The sequence below is a fragment of the Synechococcus sp. CB0101 genome (genome assembly GCF_000179235.2).
In the GTDB taxonomy this organism is placed as follows: Bacteria; Cyanobacteriota; Cyanobacteriia; order PCC-6307; family Cyanobiaceae; genus Vulcanococcus.
In genome coordinates this window covers 1,635,860-1,652,180 of the sequence record NZ_CP039373.1, presented here as the reverse complement: position 1 = coordinate 1,652,180, position 16,321 = coordinate 1,635,860, and the positions used below count along the sequence as shown (strand labels likewise).

Sequence of the window (16,321 nt, the reverse complement as noted above, 5' to 3'; positions counted from 1 at the left end):
ATGTGAGCCTGGCAACCCTGGATGCCTGGCACAGCTAGCTGTTCGCCCCAGGTCCAGATGGCTTGCGTGCGATCCGCATCGGGGGCCTAAGGGGCGACGATCCAATGCAGGTGGTGTTGAGTCCGATGAGCCGGGAAATCGTTCACTTTGAGGCGCCGCCACGCCAGGGCCTTGAAACAGGGCTGCAGCAACTGATCCACTGGTTCAACAACCCTCCCAGCGATCTGGATGGGCTGATTCGAGCCGGAATCGCCCACGTCTGATTCGTGACCCTCCATCCCTAGGACGACGGCAATGGCCGCCTAGCCAGAGCCATCACCGATCGCGCCCTGGCCAAGTGGACGCACACGAAATCCGCATCCACCACGCCTTGACCCTCTCGGCGCGGATCCAGGAAGAACGCGAGAGCTACTACCTCCAGCTCGAGCGCTGCCAGAAGGGCACACTCGAGATCACCGAATGGCTGCTGTGGTTCCTGGAGCAGCTGAGCGCTGCTGCGCAGCAAAACGGCCGGGTGGTGAACGCCGTGCGCGCCCAGGCTCTCTTCTGGTGGACCCACCGCCACACCAGCTTCAATCCGCGCCAGCGCAAACTGCTCAATCGCCTCCTGGATGCGGAGCCGGAAGGGTTTGAGGGCGGCCTCACCCTGCGCAAGGCCCTCAGCCTCACCCGCACCACCGCCTACCGGATCCGCTGGCTGCAAAACATCCTTGCAAATCCGGACCCTGGCTCCTGATTTGCAAGGAAGAATCCCGAGATCACGACGACGCCCACCGCTCAACACGCGGCGGCCAGGCCAGACGGAAATGGGGATTATCCAAGCTGAGGTTGGGGTTGTAGGCCGGATCGTGCGGTAGCTGATCACCCCAGCGCTGCTGCATCCAATCCACCTCCGCCGCAAAGCGAGCCGCCTTCTCAGCGCTCAGATCCTGTCCGCGGCTCACGGATTCATGGTGGATCAAGCGCGCTGCCGGTGCATAAACATTCTGCAGGCCTTGCTCACGCAGCTTCAGGCAGAAATCCACATCGTTGAACGCCACTTTGAGCTGCTCTTCATTCAGCCCGCCCACCGCTTCGTAATGGCTACGCCGCACCAGCAGACAAGCACCTGTCACAGCCGCCATCTCCTGCGTGAGTTGCGCCCGTGAGAAGTATCCAGGGTGATCACCCGGCCAGCCGAGATGCGCATGATTGGCCACACCGCCCACCCCCAGCAACACCCCCCCGTGCTGAAGGGTGCGATTGGGATAGAGCAAACGCGCGCCCACAGCCCCCACGCCAGTCCGCAGCGCCTGCACCACCAGCTCCTCCAGCCAGCCGGGATCGACCACCTCAATGTCGTTATTCAGCAGGCAGATCAGCTCGCCGCTGGCATGATTCACAGCCCGATTGTTCAGAGCCGAGTAGTTGAATGGGCTGGGATCAGGCAACACACGGATCTGGCCCTGCTGCTCCAGACCCGCCAGGAACTGCAGGGTGGCTGGGTCATCGGAGCCGTTGTCCACCACCAGCACCTCAAAATCTGGATAGCGCGTGCGCTCCAGCAGGCTGATGAGGCAGGGCCGCAACACCTGGAGGCCATTGCGCGTGGGGATGATCACGCTCACCCGCGGCGGCAGCTCGGGCAGCGCCAGCTCGGCCCGGAAGCCAACGGGTGTCCAGCTGATCTGCCGCAACGGCAGGGCGCGCCGCTGCAGGTGTTCGCTGATCGCCCGCTCGGCCGCCTGCACGGTGTAAGGCTTGGCTTTGGCGCCGCCGGCTGTGCTCTGGGGATGCACGCGCCAGTGATAGAGCACTCGTGGGATGTGCACGATCTGCTCGCGCCGGAGCTGCTCGCTGCAACGCAGCACCAGATCGTGATCCTGGGATCCTTCAAAGCCTTCGCGGAAGCCACCCACCCGCCGAACCAGATCGGTGGCGTACACACCCAGATGGGAGGACATGTTCTGCCCCTCCATCAACACAGGGTTCCAATCGCCCTTGAAATAGGGATCGAACAACTCACCGGCCGGGCTGAGCTTGTCTTCATCGGAATAGAAGAGCCGCGCCTGCGGGTGCTCGGCAATTGCCTTGGCCACCCAGATCAGCGCCTCATCCGGCAGCAGATCGTCGTGATCCAGCAACGCCACCCAGGGCGCCTGCACCAGCTCCAGCGCACTGTTCGAGCTGGCGCAGATGTGGCCGTTGCGCTCGCGGAACACCACCTGTATGCGCGGGTCGGCAGCCATCGCCGCCTCCAGCAGCGGCTGGATGCGCGGGTCAGTGGAGCGATCGTCTGCAATGCAGAGTTGCCAGTGGGGATACAGCTGCGCCCGCACCGAATCGATCGCCGCCTGCAGCCACTCCGGCTTCGGGTTGAACACCGGCATCAGCACGGCGATCGGCACCGGCTGGGGCAACGCCTCAGCCCAGGCCGCCATGGCCTGCTTCTCCTCAGCCGTGGTTCCGAACTCCGCGCGCCAGGCCTCGTAATCCACCGAGAAGCGCAGCGGATCGCTGATGCGCCGCAACCGATCCAGGCTCGCTCTCGGCCCTTCTTTCAAGGTGCGCCACACAAACCGAGGGGCACGCAACAGCACCCCCGGATCACCCCGCAGCACCTGAGCTGATGTGCGCAGCCGGCGCAGCAGGGTGCGGAATTTCATCGGGGCAACCAAGCCACCAGACCGTAAAGCCCGAGCGTGCGCAGGGGCCCATGCTTCCAGGGGAGCTGCTCGGCTGGTAGGCGCACCAGCGCCCACCAGCGCCGCCTCCGCCGCAGGTGCAGCAGAGAGGGAAGCGCCGAAATTGGCAACCCATAGCGCTGTTCAAACAGCTCTGCCTGCTGCAACGCCGCTCGGGTGTGGCCTCCGGCAGCGGGATCCGCCAGCAGCGCCTGAAGCCGCTGCCGCCAATAGGGCAGGCCCAGCCCCTGAGCTCCGAGCACGTTGCTGCCGTGTTGGCGATAGAGCACCCCAGGCTCTTCCACCAGCGCGATCTCACCAAAGGCACTGGCCACCAAGGCCAGCCACCAGTCATGCATCAGCGCTTCCGGAGGGATCGGCAGGGCCTTCTGGAGCAGAGCCCGGTTCAGCAGGGCCGTACAACCGGTCACCACGTTGGTGAGGGCCAGATCCACCGGATCGGTGCGCTGGGGATCTAAGCGCTGGCGCTGGAGATAGCGGCAGCCCAACCGCTCGCCTGCGGCATCCACCAGCTCCAGATCGCCATGCACAAGCAGTGGTGTGGTGCTGCCGCGGCTGGCCTCCAGCTGCTGCATCAGCGCCAAAGAGCTCTCGAGCTTGTGGGGCAGCCAGAGATCGTCTTGATCCGCCAGGGCCACGTAGGGAGCCGTGGTGGCTTGCAGCAGCCGATTCACATTGGCGGTGCAACCGAGATTGCCATCAGCGGGCAACACCTGCAGCCAGGCGCCGTAACGCTGGTGCAGCTGGCCAATCAACGCCTGGGTGCCATCGCTGGAGCCGTCGTCGCGCAGTAGCACTCGCTCAGGGCGGAGGGTTTGCGCGCTGATCGAAGCCAACTGCGCCTCCAGATAAGCCGCTCCGTTGTATGTGGGCAGCACCACCTCGATGGCGGCGGCATTCACCACAGGGCCCAACCCCATTTGCGGAAGTAGTGCCAGGCGCTGGCCAGGTTCACCGCCATCAGGCCCAGGTTGCGGTAATTGCCGCGGCCCCAGCCATGCACCACACCCGCCACCGGCAGATGCACACAGCGGCCATCGCGGGCCAGGCTGCGGGTGAGATCAGCATCCTCCAGATAGAGGAAGTAGCGCTCATCGAAGCCGCCAGCGCGGCGGAAGGCATCGCTGCGAATGAGCATGCAGCAACCACTCAGATAAGGCGCCTCGAACACCTCTTGGTAGTTCTGATCAGCCATCACATACCAGCGGTCGTAGCGCTTTAGCCAAGCCGGTTTGAGCACATCCGGCAGGAAGCGGCGGCTGAACAAGCCCAGCACCGTGGGGTGGTGTTTACAGAGCTTTTGCGGTGTGCCCGCCTCATCGAGGATCTGCGGCACCGCCAGGTTCACCTGGGGATGTTGCTGCAGCCAGCCCAATAGCTGCTCAAACGTGCCGCTGGGCCAGGAGAGATCGGTGTTGAGCACGCCGATGTAAGGCGGCAGCTGCCCCAGGCGCACCACCAGGCGGTTCACGGCGCGACCGTAGCCGGGGTTGTCGCGGTTGGTGAGGAAGCAATCGGCTCGCGCCGCCAGCTGCTCCACCGGCTCACCGGGCTGATGATCATTCACCACCACCGCATAGCCCACCTCAGGTGGCAACTCGGCCAGGCAGGCCTGCAACTGCTGCACCTCTAGGGGTGAGGGGTGATAGGCCACCAGCAACAGCAAGAGCTCCCGCTGGGCGGGCTGCTGCTTAGGAGAGGGCTGTCGCCCAGCGCTCGGCCTGCCCTCGGCCACAGGGGAAGCCGCCAGCCTTTGGCTGGCTTGAATCCGCGCCAGCGGCTGCAACCATCGCCGCAGGAACAATCCCCACAGCGCCAACACCGCCCCCAGGATCACCAAGGTGCTGCGGTGGAACCACACCGCCGTGGCCGCTGCGTTCAACAGCCAACCCGCCAGCACCGCCAGGCCCAGGGCGCTGCCAACCACCAGCAACCAGCGCTGCACCAGCTGCCGGTAGGGCATCCAGGGCCAACGCAGAAACGAATACCCCCCCAGAAACCAGGCCAACAGCAGAAACACCAGGCCAAAGGCGAGGCCGTCGGCCTGCAGCACCAGCCCAAGGTTGTGATGGCGCAGCTGAGCGGCCAGCAGCGCTCCCGCCAGCACCCCCAACAGATCCAACCCCACACTGAGCCAGAGCAGCGGCCAGCGCCGACTCATGCCTGCGTCCCGATGCGCTCGCCGCTATAGCCGGCGCGATGGCGCACCTGTTGGCACCAATCCAAATGCTCGAGATACCAGCGCACGGTGGCCTCCAACCCCTGCTCAAAGCTGTGGCGCGGTGTCCAGCCCAGCTCTGTGCTGATCTTGGCCGCGTCGATGGCGTAGCGCCGGTCGTGGCCAGGGCGATCGCTCACCCGGGTGATCAAGCGGGCATGGGGGGCACCTTCAGGCCGCAACTGATCCATCAGGGTGCAGATGGTGTCCACCACATCGCGGTTGGTGCGCTCACTGGGGGAACCGTGATCCCCAGCGCCGCCCACGCAATAGCTCTCGCCAAGGCGCCCGCGGGTGGCCGCCAACAGCAGCGCCTCCACGTGGTCTTCCACATACAGCCAATCGCGCACGTTGGCGCCATCGCCGTAAAGCGGGATCGGCTCGCCGGCTACAGCCTTAAGGATCACCACGGGGATCAGCTTCTCGGGGAACTGCCAGGGGCCGTAGTTGTTGGAGCAGTTGGTGAGCACCACCGGCAGGCCATAGGTGTGGTGCCAGGCGCTCACCAGGTGATCGCTGGCCGCCTTGCTGGCGGAATAAGGGCTGCGGGGGTCGTAGGGGGTGGTTTCTGAAAAACGGCCCGTAGGCCCCAACGAACCGAACACCTCATCGGTGCTGATGTGATGAAAGCGGAAGCGCTCGCGCCGGGCTGCAGGCAGCTGCTCCCAATGGGCCCGCACGGCCTGGAGCAAGTTGAAGGTGCCGCTCACATTGCTTTCGATGAAGGCAGCCGGCCCATCGATCGAGCGATCCACATGGCTCTCAGCCGCCAGGTGCATCACCAGATCGGGATCCGCCGCGCGAACCGCCTCGGCGGTGGCCTGTGGATCCGCAAGATCCACCTGGATGAAATGGTGGCGAGGATGGTCGCCGATGCTGGTGAGGTCGCTGGCGTAGCCAAGCTTGTCGAGATTGAACACCTCAGCAGAGCTATCGGCCAGCAAGCGCCGCACCACGGCACTACCGATGAAGCCGGCACCTCCGGTGACCAGCACCCGGGCGGTGCCCTGCGGTAAGAGATCCTGCACCGATGGGGGCCTTGAGCTCGTGGGAGCGTAGGAGAGGCCGCTGGCTGTACCTCAAAACAGCAATCAAAGAATCTGTACATCCCGTACAGATTTAGGAATCCCGGCTTTGGTTGCCTCCCTGCTGGCCTGTGGGAGCTCGGCGGCCGTTGACCACCCGTACACTGCCGCCACGGCGCGCAAGCAGTGTGAACGTTCTCTTTGTTCACCAGGGATTTCCAGGCCAATACCTGCACATCTGCCGCGCTCTGGCCCAACAGGGCAACCATCGATTGGTGGCGATGGGGATGCAACAGCCCCGCACACCGCTACCCAAAGGTGTGCAGCACGTGATCTATGGCGCCTCCAGGGGCAATGGCCAAGACGTGCACCCGCTGGCCCTTGAAACCGAAACCAAGGTGATTCGGGCTGAAGCCTGCGCCACCGCCGCCGAACAACTCAAGCGCCAGGGCTTCCAGCCCGACATCATCTGCGGCCATCCCGGCTGGGGAGAACTCTTATTTCTTCCCTACGTGTGGCCCGATGTGCCAATCCTGATGTATCAGGAGTTTTACTACCAGATTCGCGGCTTCGATTACGACTTCGACCCTGAATTTCAAGCCGAGCTCAATTGGCAGAAGTGCGCCAAAGCGCACATGAAAAATGCCAACACGCTCCTGAATCTAGAAGCCGCAACCTGGAACGTCGCCCCCACCGGCTTTCAACGCAGCAGCTTTCCCGAACGCTTCCAGCAGCGCATCTCCGTGATTCACGACGGCATCGATGCCGGTGCCGCCCCCGCCAAAGCCAACACCGGCCTCACCCTCAGCCTGCGCGATGGACAAGAGCTGCGCCAAGGCGAGCCGATCATCACCTTCGTGAACCGCACGATTGAGCCCTACCGGGGCTGCCATTCCTTCATTCGCTCGATTCCCCTGATTCAGGAGCTCCAGCCCAACGCCCGCATCGTGATCGTGGGAGCTGAGCAGGGCGTGAGCTATGGCTCCGTGTGCCCCCAAGGGGAATGGAAAGAGCGCTTCATGGCCGAAATCGAGGGCTCCTACGACCCCTCACGCCTGCATTTCGCCGGCAGCCTCAGCTACGCAGACTTCCTCACCCTACTGAAGCTCAGCCAGGCGCATGTGTATCTCACCTATCCCTTCGTGCTGAGCTGGAGCCTGCTGGAGGCGATGAGCACCGCTTGCGCCATTGTTGGCTCCGCCACCGCCCCGGTGATGGAAGTGATCCGCGATGGCCACAACGGCCTGCTGGTGGATTTCTTCAGCCCCAAGGCCATTGCTGAAGCCGTGGATCAGCTACTGCGCGATCGCAAGCTTGCTAAGCAACTCGGCGCCCAGGCCCGGAAGGATGCCCTCGCTCGCTACAGCCTCGAGAGCTGCCTACCGCGCCAGCTGGAGCTGATGGATCTGGTGGCCAGCGGTGCCCTGGGGCGTTGATGCAATGCAGCCTCTTCGCCAACAACCTGCAGCTCTCCTGATCCTGGGGCTCTTGCTAGCAGGCATCGCCCATGGCCTGTTCGAGATCCTGGCGTTGGCTCAGGCCCACTGGGCGCAACCAAATCTCTTTGGTGACAGCTTCGCCTTTGTGCAAAGGAGTGCTGAGCCCGGCTGGCTCACCGCCCAACACAACGAGCACCGCATCCTCTGGGCCAAGGCTGCCAGCGTTGTGGAAACCGAGCTGCTCAAGCTCCCGCCTGGCCAAAGCGCCTTGTTTCAGAACCTGGCCCTGATCCTGGGCTGCGCGGGGCTCTGGAGCTGGCTGTGCCGGCGTCTGCTCCACCGCAGCGACCTCTGCCTGATCACCGCCCTCGCAGGCGGGCTACTGCTGATCAATCCCTGGCAATACGAAAACCTCGGCTGGGAATTTCAAACCCCCTGGTTTCTGATCAATGCCCTAGTGCTGCTGGGGACCTTGCTGTTGAGTGTCCCCACTGAAGGACGGTGGCCTCAAGGCGTAGCCGCTGCGGGATTGCCCTGGTTGGCTCTCAGCAGCACGGGCCAAGGGCTGGCCGTGGCTGTGGCTTTCACAGCCTGTGCCTGGTTACACAGCCGCCGGCTCAGCGTCCTAGTGACGGCCTCCACGGCCTTGGCCAGCCTCACATGTTTCGTGCTGCTGCCCTATAGCAAGCCAGCTGGGCACCCGGAGCTCAACTTCCAGCTTGACTACTTCTTGCGCGCTTGGCTGGGTGGCCCCTGGCAAGGCCTCGCCGTGCTGGCTGTGGTGATCGCCGCGGTGCTGCTGGGGCGTCGCCAACCGATTGCCCAATCCGATTGGCCAGCACTGCTGATGCCTGGGTTGTTCAGTGTTTTGTTCGCGGGAATGATCACGCTCTCCCGTGCGGGCTTTGGAGTGGAACAGGCCAACTCGTCGCGCTACATCAGCCACAGCCTGATGCTGGGTCTCACCGCACTGCTGGCCCTCGCCCTGGCAGACGACCGCAGCAAGCGCCAAACCACGCCGCTGCTTGGGGGATTTCTGGTGCTGCTCACCACCATCGGTTCCTTCCCCCAGGGCCTGCAAGCCGGTGGGCTCAGCTACGCGGGCGCCTGGGCCGAAGGAAAGCGCTGGTCCGAGCAAAAGCGGCAGCGCTTCATCTGCCATGCCGAGCAGGCTTCTCTCGACAAGCAGAACCTGCGTCTGCTGGAACCGTGCAAGGAGATCCATCCGCGCCAACGCATGGTGGATCGCTATTTCCAGGGCGTCTGGCCTGTGAAGCCATTGGGATGGCACCAAGAGCTTCTGAGTGCCCAACCCGCAACCAGCGGAGCAATCCGCCACCAACTCGATCAACAAACGCCGAGCCCCGCAAGCCTCCGGCTGCAGGGCTGGGCATTCCTCACCACCGCCCCACACGAGCAGCTCTATCTCCTCGCCGACTATGGCACTAACCCACAGCTGGCCATCCCGGTGAATCAACCCCGGCGTGACGTCAAACGCGCCCACCATCTGGCCAACAAAAACGTTGGGTTTGATGCGGCCATTCCTCGCAACCACAACGGCCAACCCTTGAAGGGCGTTCGCGTAGGCACCCCCACCAAGGCCGTGCAGATCTGGGAGGATCCCAGCGCCGATGGCTGAGCAACCCGGTGTGATCCAGGCCCTGATCGCCGCCTGCCGGCCCCGCCAGTGGACCAAAAACCTGCTGGTTTATGCGTCGGCCCTGTTCTCGTTTCAGCTCAACGCGTCGATTTGGTGGGCGTCCACCGAAGCGCTGCTGGCCTTCTGCCTGATTTCCAGCGCGGTGTATTTGCTCAACGACGTGATCGATCGCGACGCCGATCGCGCCCACCCGAGCAAATGCCGCCGCCCAATCGCCTCCGGTGCCCTGCCGGTGCCAGTGGCCCTGATCGCCGCGGCCCTGATTGCCTTGCTCAGCCTGGTGATCGGTGCCGCCGTCACCCCCGGCCTGGCGGCCGTGATCGCGGGCTATGCCGTGATTCAGATCGCCTATTGCCTGGGGCTCAAGCGCCAGCCGCTGCTGGATCTGTTCTGCATCGCCTCGGGTTTTCTGCTGCGGGCCCTGGCTGGGCTGGTGGCCACGGGGCTGGGGGCATCGCCCTGGTTTCTGCTCACCATCGGTCTGCTGGCCCTGTTTCTGGCGGTGGAGAAGCGCAAGGCGGAGCTGCGCATCTCCCTGGATCGCGGCGTGGTGACCCGCCAGGTGTTGCTGCGCTACTCCCTGCCCCTGCTGCAGCGGCTCGAATCGCTGGTGGCCAGCAGTGCCTTCATGGCCTACGCCCTCTGGAGCGCCGGCCCCACCCTGCGCGGCGCCTCCACGAGCTGGATGCTGCTCACCGTGCCCTTTGTGATCGCCGGCATCTTTCGCTATCAGCTGCTCAGCGACCCCGAAGAAACCGAGCGCCGCTGCGCCCGCTACCCGGATCGCAACTGCGAGAAGCCCGAGGAAATCCTGCTGGGCGACCGCGGCATTCAGCTCACCCTGCTGGGCTGGTTGGCCACGGCGATCGTGGTAGGCATGGGCCACCGCATGGGCTGGTTGGCATGACGACGGCGCTTCGCTCCGCCTGGGTGCTCGGCAGCACCAGCACCGTGGCCATCGCCATTTGCCGCGGCCTGGCCGAACGCGGCTGTCGCCGCTTCCACCTCTTGGCCCGCAACCCAGCGCGCAATCAGGCCCTCGCCAGCGAGCTGCGCGATCGCTTCGGCGCGGAGGTGAGCTGCGAAGCCATCGATCTCCTGGCGCCACAGCTGGCCCAACCCCAACTCCAGGAGTCGTTCGACCTCTACCTCGTGGCTGCCGGCAGCCTCGGCGATGCCGAACGGGCCCGCAGCGATGCCGCCGAAGCCCAGGCGATCACCCTGGCCAACTTCACCGGCCTGATCCCCTGGCTCACGGCGATCGTGTCGCCCGAGCGGATCGAGCAGCCCGGTGCCCTCTGGGTGTTCTCCTCGGTGGCCGCCGATCGCGGCCGCCCCTCCAATTACCACTACGGCGCCGCCAAAGCCGGCCTGCTGCGCTTCTGCGAGGGCTTGCTGCTGCGCTGCCACGGCACCCCCTTTGCGGTGCGCATCCTCAAGGCCGGCTTCATCGCCAGCCCGATGACCGACGGCAAAGCCCCTCCACTGCTCTGTGCCCGCCCTGAGCAAATCGCCAGCGACCTCCTGCGCCATCCCCGGCGCCGCGGCATCGAAACGATTCCCTGGTGGTGGACGCCGCTGATGGCCCTGGTGCGCCGCCTGCCCGCCCGCCTCGCCGCCCGGCTCTGAGCACCATGAACGCCACCCTCACCGGCACCACCACATCCCTCACCGGCTGGGGCCGCACTGATCCCAGCACCGCTCTGGTGTGCGTGCCCAGTGCCATCGATCAGATCCAGAGCGCCGTAGCAGCGGCATCGCCCGGAAGCCTGATTGCCCGGGGCCTCGGCCGCGCCTACGGCAACCCGGCCCAATGCGGCGGTGGCACGGTGCTGGAGCTCACAGGGCTGGATGCCATCCAGCTCGATGCCGCCACCGGCTGCGTGACCTGCGGCGCCGGCGCAAGCCTTGACGCTGTGCTGCGGGTGATCGTGCCGGCGGGCTTCTTCCTTCCCGTCACCCCTGGCACTCGCAACGTGACCGTGGGCGGCGCCATCGCCGCTGATGTGCATGGCAAAAACCACCACGGGGAGGGCAGCTTTGCCAACCACGTTCAATGGCTGAAGCTGTTGGATGGCAGCGGCCAGCTGCGCCAGCTCAGCCCCAGTGATCCCGCCACCGCCCTGGCCTTCTGGGCAACAGCGGGCGGCATGGGCCTCACCGGCGTGATCGTGGAAGCCTGCTTCCGGCTGATCCCGATCAGCAGCTCGCTGATCAGCGTGGATACCACCCGCTTCCGCGACCTTGATGCCCTGATGGCAGCGATGGTGGAGGCCGATGCCCGCTACCGCTACAGCGTGGCCTGGGTCGACAGCCTCAACCCTGCCGGACGCGGAGTGCTCACCTGCGGTGAACACGCGAGCCGCGAACAGGTGGAAGGCAGCGGCGTCGACCCACTCCACTACGACCCCAAAGCACTCGCCGGTGCTCCGTCGCTGCTACCAGGCGGCCTGCTGAACACCTGGACAGTGCGGGCCTTCAACGAAGCCTGGTATCGCAAGGCCCCCAAACAACGGGAAGGCGAGCTGCAGGCGATCAGCCCCTACTTCCACCCCCTCGATGGGGTGAGCAACTGGAACCGCATCTACGGCCCCGCCGGGTTCCTGCAATACCAGTTCGCCGTGCCGGATGCCGCGGCCCACCTGGTGGGCACCAGCCTCGAAGCGCTGCGCCGCATCGGTGCCCCCAGCTTCCTCACGGTGCTCAAACGCTTCGGGCCAGGCAACCCCGGACCCCTCTCCTTCCCGATGCCTGGCTGGACCCTCGCCGCCGATGTGTCGGCCGCGGTACCGGGCCTGTTCGAGCTGCTCGCTCAGCTGGATGAGCAGGTGGCCGCAGCCGGCGGACGGCTCTACCTGGCGAAAGACTCGCGCCAATCTGCAACCATGCTCGAGCGCAGCTATCCACGCCTGCATGAGTGGCGCCAGCAGCGGGCCCTGCTCGATCCCCGCGGTGTGTTCAGCTCCGATCTGGCCCGTCGCGTGAAGCTCTGATGAAGGTGTTTCTTCCCGGCGGGGCCGGCCTGGTGGGGCTCAACTTGATCGCGCTGCTCCAGCAGCACCATCCCGATTGGCAGCTGCTGGTGGTGGACAAAAAGCGCGAAGCCGTGAACGCCGGCCGCCAGCTCTTCCCCGCTGTGGAGTTTCTCTGCGAAGACCTCACCACCACCAGCGGCGTGAGCTGGCCCCAACGCCTGGCGGGCTGCAACGCCTGCGTGATGCTTCAGGCCGAGATCGGCAACACTGACCCCAGCCAGTTCGAGCGCAACAACATCCGCACCACCGAAGTGGTGCTCGAGCAGCTCAAGCGCCAAGGCATCCCCCGGCTGGTGCACATCAGCAGCTCGGTGGTGAACTCAGTCGCCACCGACCTCTACACATCCACCAAGCGCGCCCAGGAGCAGCTGGTGCAACGCAGCTGGCCCGGTGTGGTGATCCTGCGCCCCACCCTGATGTTCGGCTGGTTCGACCGCAAACATCTGGGCTGGTTGGCGCGGTTCATGCAGAAGCTGCCCGTGTTCCCGATCCCCGGCAGCGGCCGCTTCATCCGCCAACCCCTCTACGTGGGGGATTTCTGCCAAGTGATTCAAAGCTGCCTTGAGCAGCCGGGCCTCAGCGGCACCTACGACATCACGGGCCTGGAGCAGGTGAGCTACATCAGCCTGATGCGCCAATTGCGCCAGGCCGTGCAGGCCCGTCCCTGGATCATCCACCTGCCGATCCCGCTGTTCGGCTGGTTGCTGCAGCTTTGGGCCCTGATCAGCCGCCAGCCGGCCTTCACCCGGTCGCAGCTCACGGCCCTCACGGCCGGCGATGAATTCGACGTGATCGATTGGCCCGGCATCTTCTCGGTGCAGCCCACCAGGCTGGCCGATGCCCTGCGGATCACCTACCAGGATCCGCGCTATTCCCAGGTGGTGATTCCCTTCTGATGGCGCCAACGATCGCGGTGGTGGGCGGCGGCCCCATGGGCCTGGCGGTGGCCTACCAACTGGCCCTCGAAGGCGCCAGGCCCGTGTTGCTGGAGGCCGACGATCGCCTCGGCGGCATGGCGGCCAGCTTCCAGTTCGCCGGGCAGACCCTCGAGCGTTACTACCACTTCCATTGCCTCAGCGACCACGCCTTCTTCCAGCTACTCGAGGAGCTGGGCCTGGCCGATCAGCTGCGCTGGAAGCAAACGTCCATGGGCTTCTTTGTGGATGGGCGCCTCTACCGCTGGGGCAGTGCGGGCTCGGTGCTGAGCTTCCGTCGCCTACCCCTGCTCACACGTGTCCGCTATCTGCTGCATGCAGCCCGCTGCCTCAGCCTGCGCCGCTGGCAGCACCTCGATGGCATCCGAGCCACCGACTGGCTCAAGCGCTGGCTCGGCCCCCAGGGCTATGCCCTGCTTTGGCAAAAGCTCTTTGCCTACAAGTTCTACGAACACAGCGACACGCTCTCGGCCGCCTGGATCTGGAGCCGCATCCGCCGCCTGGGGCAATCGCGCCGCTGGCTCAAGGAAACCCTCGGCTACCTGGAGGGCGGCTCCCAGCGCTGGATCGATGCCCTGGAGCAGCGCCTGCGGGAGCTGGGCTGCGAGATCCAGCTTTCAAGCCCGGTGCAGGCGATCCGCTCCCGGGGCCCTAGTGAGGGAGCGGTGGTGCAAACCCCGGCTGGTTTGCGCCAGTTCGATGCGGTGATCTCCACTGTGCCACTGCCGCTGGTGGCGCCGATGTTGCAGGCCGGCGGAGCCGATGCGGCACTCGTGGGCCGCTACAGCGATCAGCTGTCGGTGGCCTGCGCCTGCGTGGTGCTGCAAACCCGCCAGCCGATCACCGGCAACTTCTGGACCAACATCAACGACGGGCGCTTCGCCATCCCCGGCATCATCGAGTTCTCGAATCTGCGGCCGCTGCAAGGGCATATCACCTATGTGCCCTATTACATGCCCGCCAGCCACCCGGATTACCAGCGCCCGGATGAGGCTTTCATCGCCGATTCAATCGCCTGCCTGAAAGCGATCAACCCCGACCTTGGCGACACCGACGTGCTGGCGGCCCACTGCAGCCGCTACCGCTACGCCCAGCCGGTATGCGGCACACATTTCCAACAAACCCTGCCGCCATTGCAGCCCCTACCCGGGATCACCACGGTGGACACCACCGTCTACTACCCGGAAGATCGAGGCATCGCCGAAAGCGTGGGCTACGGCCGTGAACTGGCCAAGCAGGTCGTTCGTGAGCTGCACACCAGCGGGCGATGACAACCAAGGCCCCTGCCGCCCATTCACCCCGCCGGGAGTTTGTGCTGTTCCTGATCACCGGCGGCGTGGCCGCTCTGGTGAATGTGGTGAGCCGAGTGGGCTTTTCGCAGCTCCTGCGCTTTGAGCTAGCGGTGCTGCTGGCCTACGGGGTGGGGATGCTCACGGCCTATGTACTGGCCCGGAAGTTTGTGTTTCTCAAGAGCCGCACCAGCGTGCGTCGCTCCTTCGCGGCCTTCGCCCTGGTGAACCTATTTGCCGTGCTGCAAACCTGGCTGGTGAGCGTTGGCCTGCGCAACTGGCTGTTGCCCCTGCTCGGCATCGTGGTGCTGCGCGATCTGATCGCCCATGGCATCGGCGTGGCCGTGCCAGTGCTGAGTAGCTATTTCGGCCACAAACACATTTCCTTCCGCGCGCGCTGATGAGCGGAACCAGCCCCGTGGCCACCCGATCCCGGCCTGTGGCGGCCTTCGATTTTGACGGCACCCTTCTCGCGGGCGACACGCTGCTGATCCTGCACCGGCTGGTGCGCTCCCCCCGGGGCCAACTGATCGACGGGCTGCTGCTACTGCCAGATCTCCTGCTCTGGAAGAGCGGCCAGCACAGCACCGCCTGGTTCAAACAGCGGGTGCTGCAACAGCTGCTCACCCCAGCCATGCAGCGGCGCTCAGCGGAGCAGCGCTCAGCCTTGTTGGAGCACAGTCTGGCGAACGCCCTCTGGCGGCAGCTACGGCCCGAAGCCCTGGCCCGCCTGGAGTGGCATCGCCAGCAGGGTCACCGGATCGTGATCGTGTCGGCCTCACCCCGCTGCCTGCTTCAAGCGATCGCCGAGCGGTTGGGCGTGGAACTGATCGCCACCGAAACGAGCGATCCCAGAAACGGCAAACCAATCGAGCTGAGCTCCGCCAACTGCAAAGGCGCGGAGAAGATTCGGCGCCTACAGGCCTGGCTGGAGAACCAGCCCCTCAGCCACACCGAGCTGCATGCCTACGGCGACAGCCGCGGCGACCGCGAACTGCTGCAACACGCCGCACACCCCCACTGGCGCAGCTTCAGCGCCGAGAGTCGTCCCTACCCAACGGCTCAAGGACTGAACCGTTGGCTGACACCCCTCGCTCTGGTGCTGCTGCTTTCGGCCCTGGCTGGTCTGCTGCAGCTCGATCCAGCCACCCAAAGCAGCCTGATCAGCGGCCTCAGGCAGCTCCCCGCCTGGATTCCAGCGATTCTTGCGGTGCTAGCCGTGAGCTACGCAGGCCGCTACCTGCGCTTTCGAATGCTGCTGGGTGCGGAACGGATCGGGCGCATCAGCCGCTCAGAAGCCTGGGTGTGGTTCCAGGGCTTCGCCCTCACCGCCACCCCTGGAAAACTCGGTGAACTGGCGCGGGTGCAACAACTGCACCGCCAACTGGGCTACCCCCGCCAGCCGCTGCTGCATGCCTTCCTGGCGGAGCGGCTCTGTGATGCCGCCGCTGTGGTTGCCTGGCTTGCGGTGCTGGTGCCTGGCCAACTGCTGCAGCGCCTGAGCCCTCCGGCAGCTTCCACCCTGGGCATCAGCGCACTCGCCGCCTTGCTCGGCCTGGGCGCGAGCATCTGGATCTGGCGCCACCGTTCCCACTGGCAACACCACCTACCCAGTGGTCGCCTGGCCCAGGCCTGCCTACCCGCCTGTGCCCTGAGCCTGGTGATCTGGGGTCTGGAAGCCATGATCCTCTGGCTGCTGGTGCAGGCGATCAGCCCAACCGCCGCCTTCAACACCGGCCAGGCCATCAGCACCTATCTGCTCTCGGGCACTGCCGGCATGGCCTCTTTGCTGCCCGGCGGCCTCGGTGTGAATGAAGCGACCACCACGCTGCTGCTCGGGCAAGCGGGCATCCCCACCTCCCTCGGGCTGAGCATCGCGATCCTGCGCCGCCTCTGCAGCGTGTGGCTGATCACGTCGTTGGCGGCCCTTGCAAGCTGGAGTGATCGACGGTCCTGAAGCCATGCGCCAACGATCTCTCTGGATCTGGATGGTGGCTGGCGCAGCAGCTCTCCTGGCCTGTGCGTTCTGGTTAGGC

The 16,321-nt window shown here is 65.3% G+C and carries 15 protein-coding genes; 11 read left to right on the top strand and 4 right to left on the bottom strand.

Annotated elements, in window-relative coordinates; all coding sequences use genetic code 11:
* Positions 1 to 125 precede the first annotated feature (125 nt).
* On the top strand, positions 126 to 263 hold the full coding sequence (locus tag CB0101_RS08820; RefSeq protein ID WP_168187969.1) for a hypothetical protein: 138 nt from the start codon (positions 126 to 128) through the stop codon (positions 261 to 263).
* Between the two features lie 74 nt (positions 264 to 337).
* The gene (locus tag CB0101_RS08815; RefSeq protein WP_136644059.1) at positions 338 to 736 is read left to right on the top strand and encodes a hypothetical protein; all 399 of its coding nucleotides are present in this window, start codon (positions 338 to 340) and stop codon (positions 734 to 736) included.
* A 22-nt stretch (positions 737 to 758) separates the two neighbouring features.
* Here CB0101_RS08815 and CB0101_RS08810 read toward each other — a convergent pair whose 3' ends face one another.
* The 4 genes from CB0101_RS08810 to rfbB are packed head-to-tail and all read right to left on the bottom strand — an operon-like array spanning position 759 to position 5,930.
* Entirely contained in the window at positions 759 to 2,645 is a 1,887-nt protein-coding gene (locus CB0101_RS08810) for a glycosyltransferase family 2 protein (RefSeq protein WP_010312499.1), read from the bottom strand.
* Positions 2,642 to 3,604: a glycosyltransferase family 2 protein gene (locus CB0101_RS08805; protein ID WP_010312501.1), complete on the bottom strand. Its 963-nt coding sequence runs from the start codon at positions 3,602 to 3,604 to the stop codon at positions 2,642 to 2,644. Before CB0101_RS08805 ends, CB0101_RS08810 begins: the two co-directional genes overlap by 4 nt.
* Entirely contained in the window at positions 3,583 to 4,845 is a 1,263-nt protein-coding gene (locus CB0101_RS08800; RefSeq protein ID WP_010312502.1) for a glycosyltransferase family 2 protein, read from the bottom strand. Before CB0101_RS08800 ends, CB0101_RS08805 begins: the two co-directional genes overlap by 22 nt.
* Entirely contained in the window at positions 4,842 to 5,930 is a 1,089-nt protein-coding gene (rfbB, locus tag CB0101_RS08795; RefSeq protein WP_010312503.1) for a dTDP-glucose 4,6-dehydratase, read from the bottom strand. The genes CB0101_RS08800 and rfbB overlap by 4 nt, the downstream gene beginning before the upstream one ends.
* Positions 5,931 to 6,115: 185 nt before the next feature.
* Here rfbB and CB0101_RS08790 point away from each other — a divergent pair, with 185 nt between their 5' ends.
* The 9 genes from CB0101_RS08790 to CB0101_RS08750 are packed head-to-tail and all read left to right on the top strand — an operon-like array spanning position 6,116 to position 16,242.
* Complete coding sequence (locus CB0101_RS08790) at positions 6,116 to 7,363, top strand: glycosyltransferase (RefSeq protein WP_010312504.1); 1,248 nt, start codon at positions 6,116 to 6,118, stop codon at positions 7,361 to 7,363.
* A 4-nt stretch (positions 7,364 to 7,367) separates the two neighbouring features.
* Positions 7,368 to 9,005 (top strand): hypothetical protein, encoded by a 1,638-nt coding sequence (locus CB0101_RS08785; protein WP_010312505.1) that lies wholly within the window; start codon positions 7,368 to 7,370, stop codon positions 9,003 to 9,005.
* On the top strand, positions 8,998 to 9,933 hold the full coding sequence (locus CB0101_RS08780; protein ID WP_010312506.1) for a decaprenyl-phosphate phosphoribosyltransferase: 936 nt from the start codon (positions 8,998 to 9,000) through the stop codon (positions 9,931 to 9,933). The genes CB0101_RS08785 and CB0101_RS08780 overlap by 8 nt, the downstream gene beginning before the upstream one ends.
* On the top strand, positions 9,930 to 10,655 hold the full coding sequence (locus CB0101_RS08775) for an SDR family NAD(P)-dependent oxidoreductase (RefSeq protein ID WP_010312507.1): 726 nt from the start codon (positions 9,930 to 9,932) through the stop codon (positions 10,653 to 10,655). The genes CB0101_RS08780 and CB0101_RS08775 overlap by 4 nt, the downstream gene beginning before the upstream one ends.
* A gap of 5 nt (positions 10,656 to 10,660) precedes the next feature.
* Positions 10,661 to 12,019, top strand: a complete 1,359-nt coding sequence (locus CB0101_RS08770) for an FAD-binding oxidoreductase (protein WP_010312508.1) — start codon at positions 10,661 to 10,663, stop codon at positions 12,017 to 12,019.
* Positions 12,019 to 12,957, top strand: a complete 939-nt coding sequence (locus CB0101_RS08765; protein WP_010312509.1) for an NAD(P)-dependent oxidoreductase — start codon at positions 12,019 to 12,021, stop codon at positions 12,955 to 12,957. Before CB0101_RS08770 ends, CB0101_RS08765 begins: the two co-directional genes overlap by 1 nt.
* Positions 12,957 to 14,267 (top strand): NAD(P)/FAD-dependent oxidoreductase, encoded by a 1,311-nt coding sequence (locus tag CB0101_RS08760; protein ID WP_010312511.1) that lies wholly within the window; start codon positions 12,957 to 12,959, stop codon positions 14,265 to 14,267. The genes CB0101_RS08765 and CB0101_RS08760 overlap by 1 nt, the downstream gene beginning before the upstream one ends.
* Positions 14,264 to 14,686 carry a GtrA family protein gene (locus CB0101_RS08755; RefSeq protein ID WP_010312512.1) on the top strand — a complete coding sequence of 141 codons (423 nt, stop codon included), beginning with the start codon at positions 14,264 to 14,266 and terminating at the stop codon, positions 14,684 to 14,686. Before CB0101_RS08760 ends, CB0101_RS08755 begins: the two co-directional genes overlap by 4 nt.
* Positions 14,686 to 16,242 carry an HAD-IB family hydrolase gene (locus tag CB0101_RS08750; protein ID WP_010312513.1) on the top strand — a complete coding sequence of 519 codons (1,557 nt, stop codon included), beginning with the start codon at positions 14,686 to 14,688 and terminating at the stop codon, positions 16,240 to 16,242. Before CB0101_RS08755 ends, CB0101_RS08750 begins: the two co-directional genes overlap by 1 nt.
* Positions 16,243 to 16,321: the final 79 nt, after the last annotated feature.

Excerpts from the sequence above, each read along its gene's own strand:
- CB0101_RS08820 (WP_168187969.1), top strand. The coding sequence starts at position 126 with ATGAGCCGGGAAATCGTTCACTTTGAGGCGCCGCCACGCCAGGGCCTT.
- CB0101_RS08810 (WP_010312499.1), bottom strand. The coding sequence starts at position 2,645 with ATGAAATTCCGCACCCTGCTGCGCCGGCTGCGCACATCAGCTCAGGTG.
- CB0101_RS08805 (WP_010312501.1), bottom strand. The coding sequence starts at position 3,604 with ATGGGGTTGGGCCCTGTGGTGAATGCCGCCGCCATCGAGGTGGTGCTG.
- CB0101_RS08800 (WP_010312502.1), bottom strand. The coding sequence starts at position 4,845 with ATGAGTCGGCGCTGGCCGCTGCTCTGGCTCAGTGTGGGGTTGGATCTG.
- CB0101_RS08785 (WP_010312505.1), top strand. The coding sequence starts at position 7,368 with ATGCAGCCTCTTCGCCAACAACCTGCAGCTCTCCTGATCCTGGGGCTC.
- CB0101_RS08780 (WP_010312506.1), top strand. The coding sequence starts at position 8,998 with ATGGCTGAGCAACCCGGTGTGATCCAGGCCCTGATCGCCGCCTGCCGG.
- CB0101_RS08775 (WP_010312507.1), top strand. The coding sequence starts at position 9,930 with ATGACGACGGCGCTTCGCTCCGCCTGGGTGCTCGGCAGCACCAGCACC.
- CB0101_RS08770 (WP_010312508.1), top strand. The coding sequence starts at position 10,661 with ATGAACGCCACCCTCACCGGCACCACCACATCCCTCACCGGCTGGGGC.
- CB0101_RS08765 (WP_010312509.1), top strand. The coding sequence starts at position 12,019 with ATGAAGGTGTTTCTTCCCGGCGGGGCCGGCCTGGTGGGGCTCAACTTG.
- CB0101_RS08760 (WP_010312511.1), top strand. The coding sequence starts at position 12,957 with ATGGCGCCAACGATCGCGGTGGTGGGCGGCGGCCCCATGGGCCTGGCG.
- CB0101_RS08755 (WP_010312512.1), top strand. The coding sequence starts at position 14,264 with ATGACAACCAAGGCCCCTGCCGCCCATTCACCCCGCCGGGAGTTTGTG.
- CB0101_RS08750 (WP_010312513.1), top strand. The coding sequence starts at position 14,686 with ATGAGCGGAACCAGCCCCGTGGCCACCCGATCCCGGCCTGTGGCGGCC.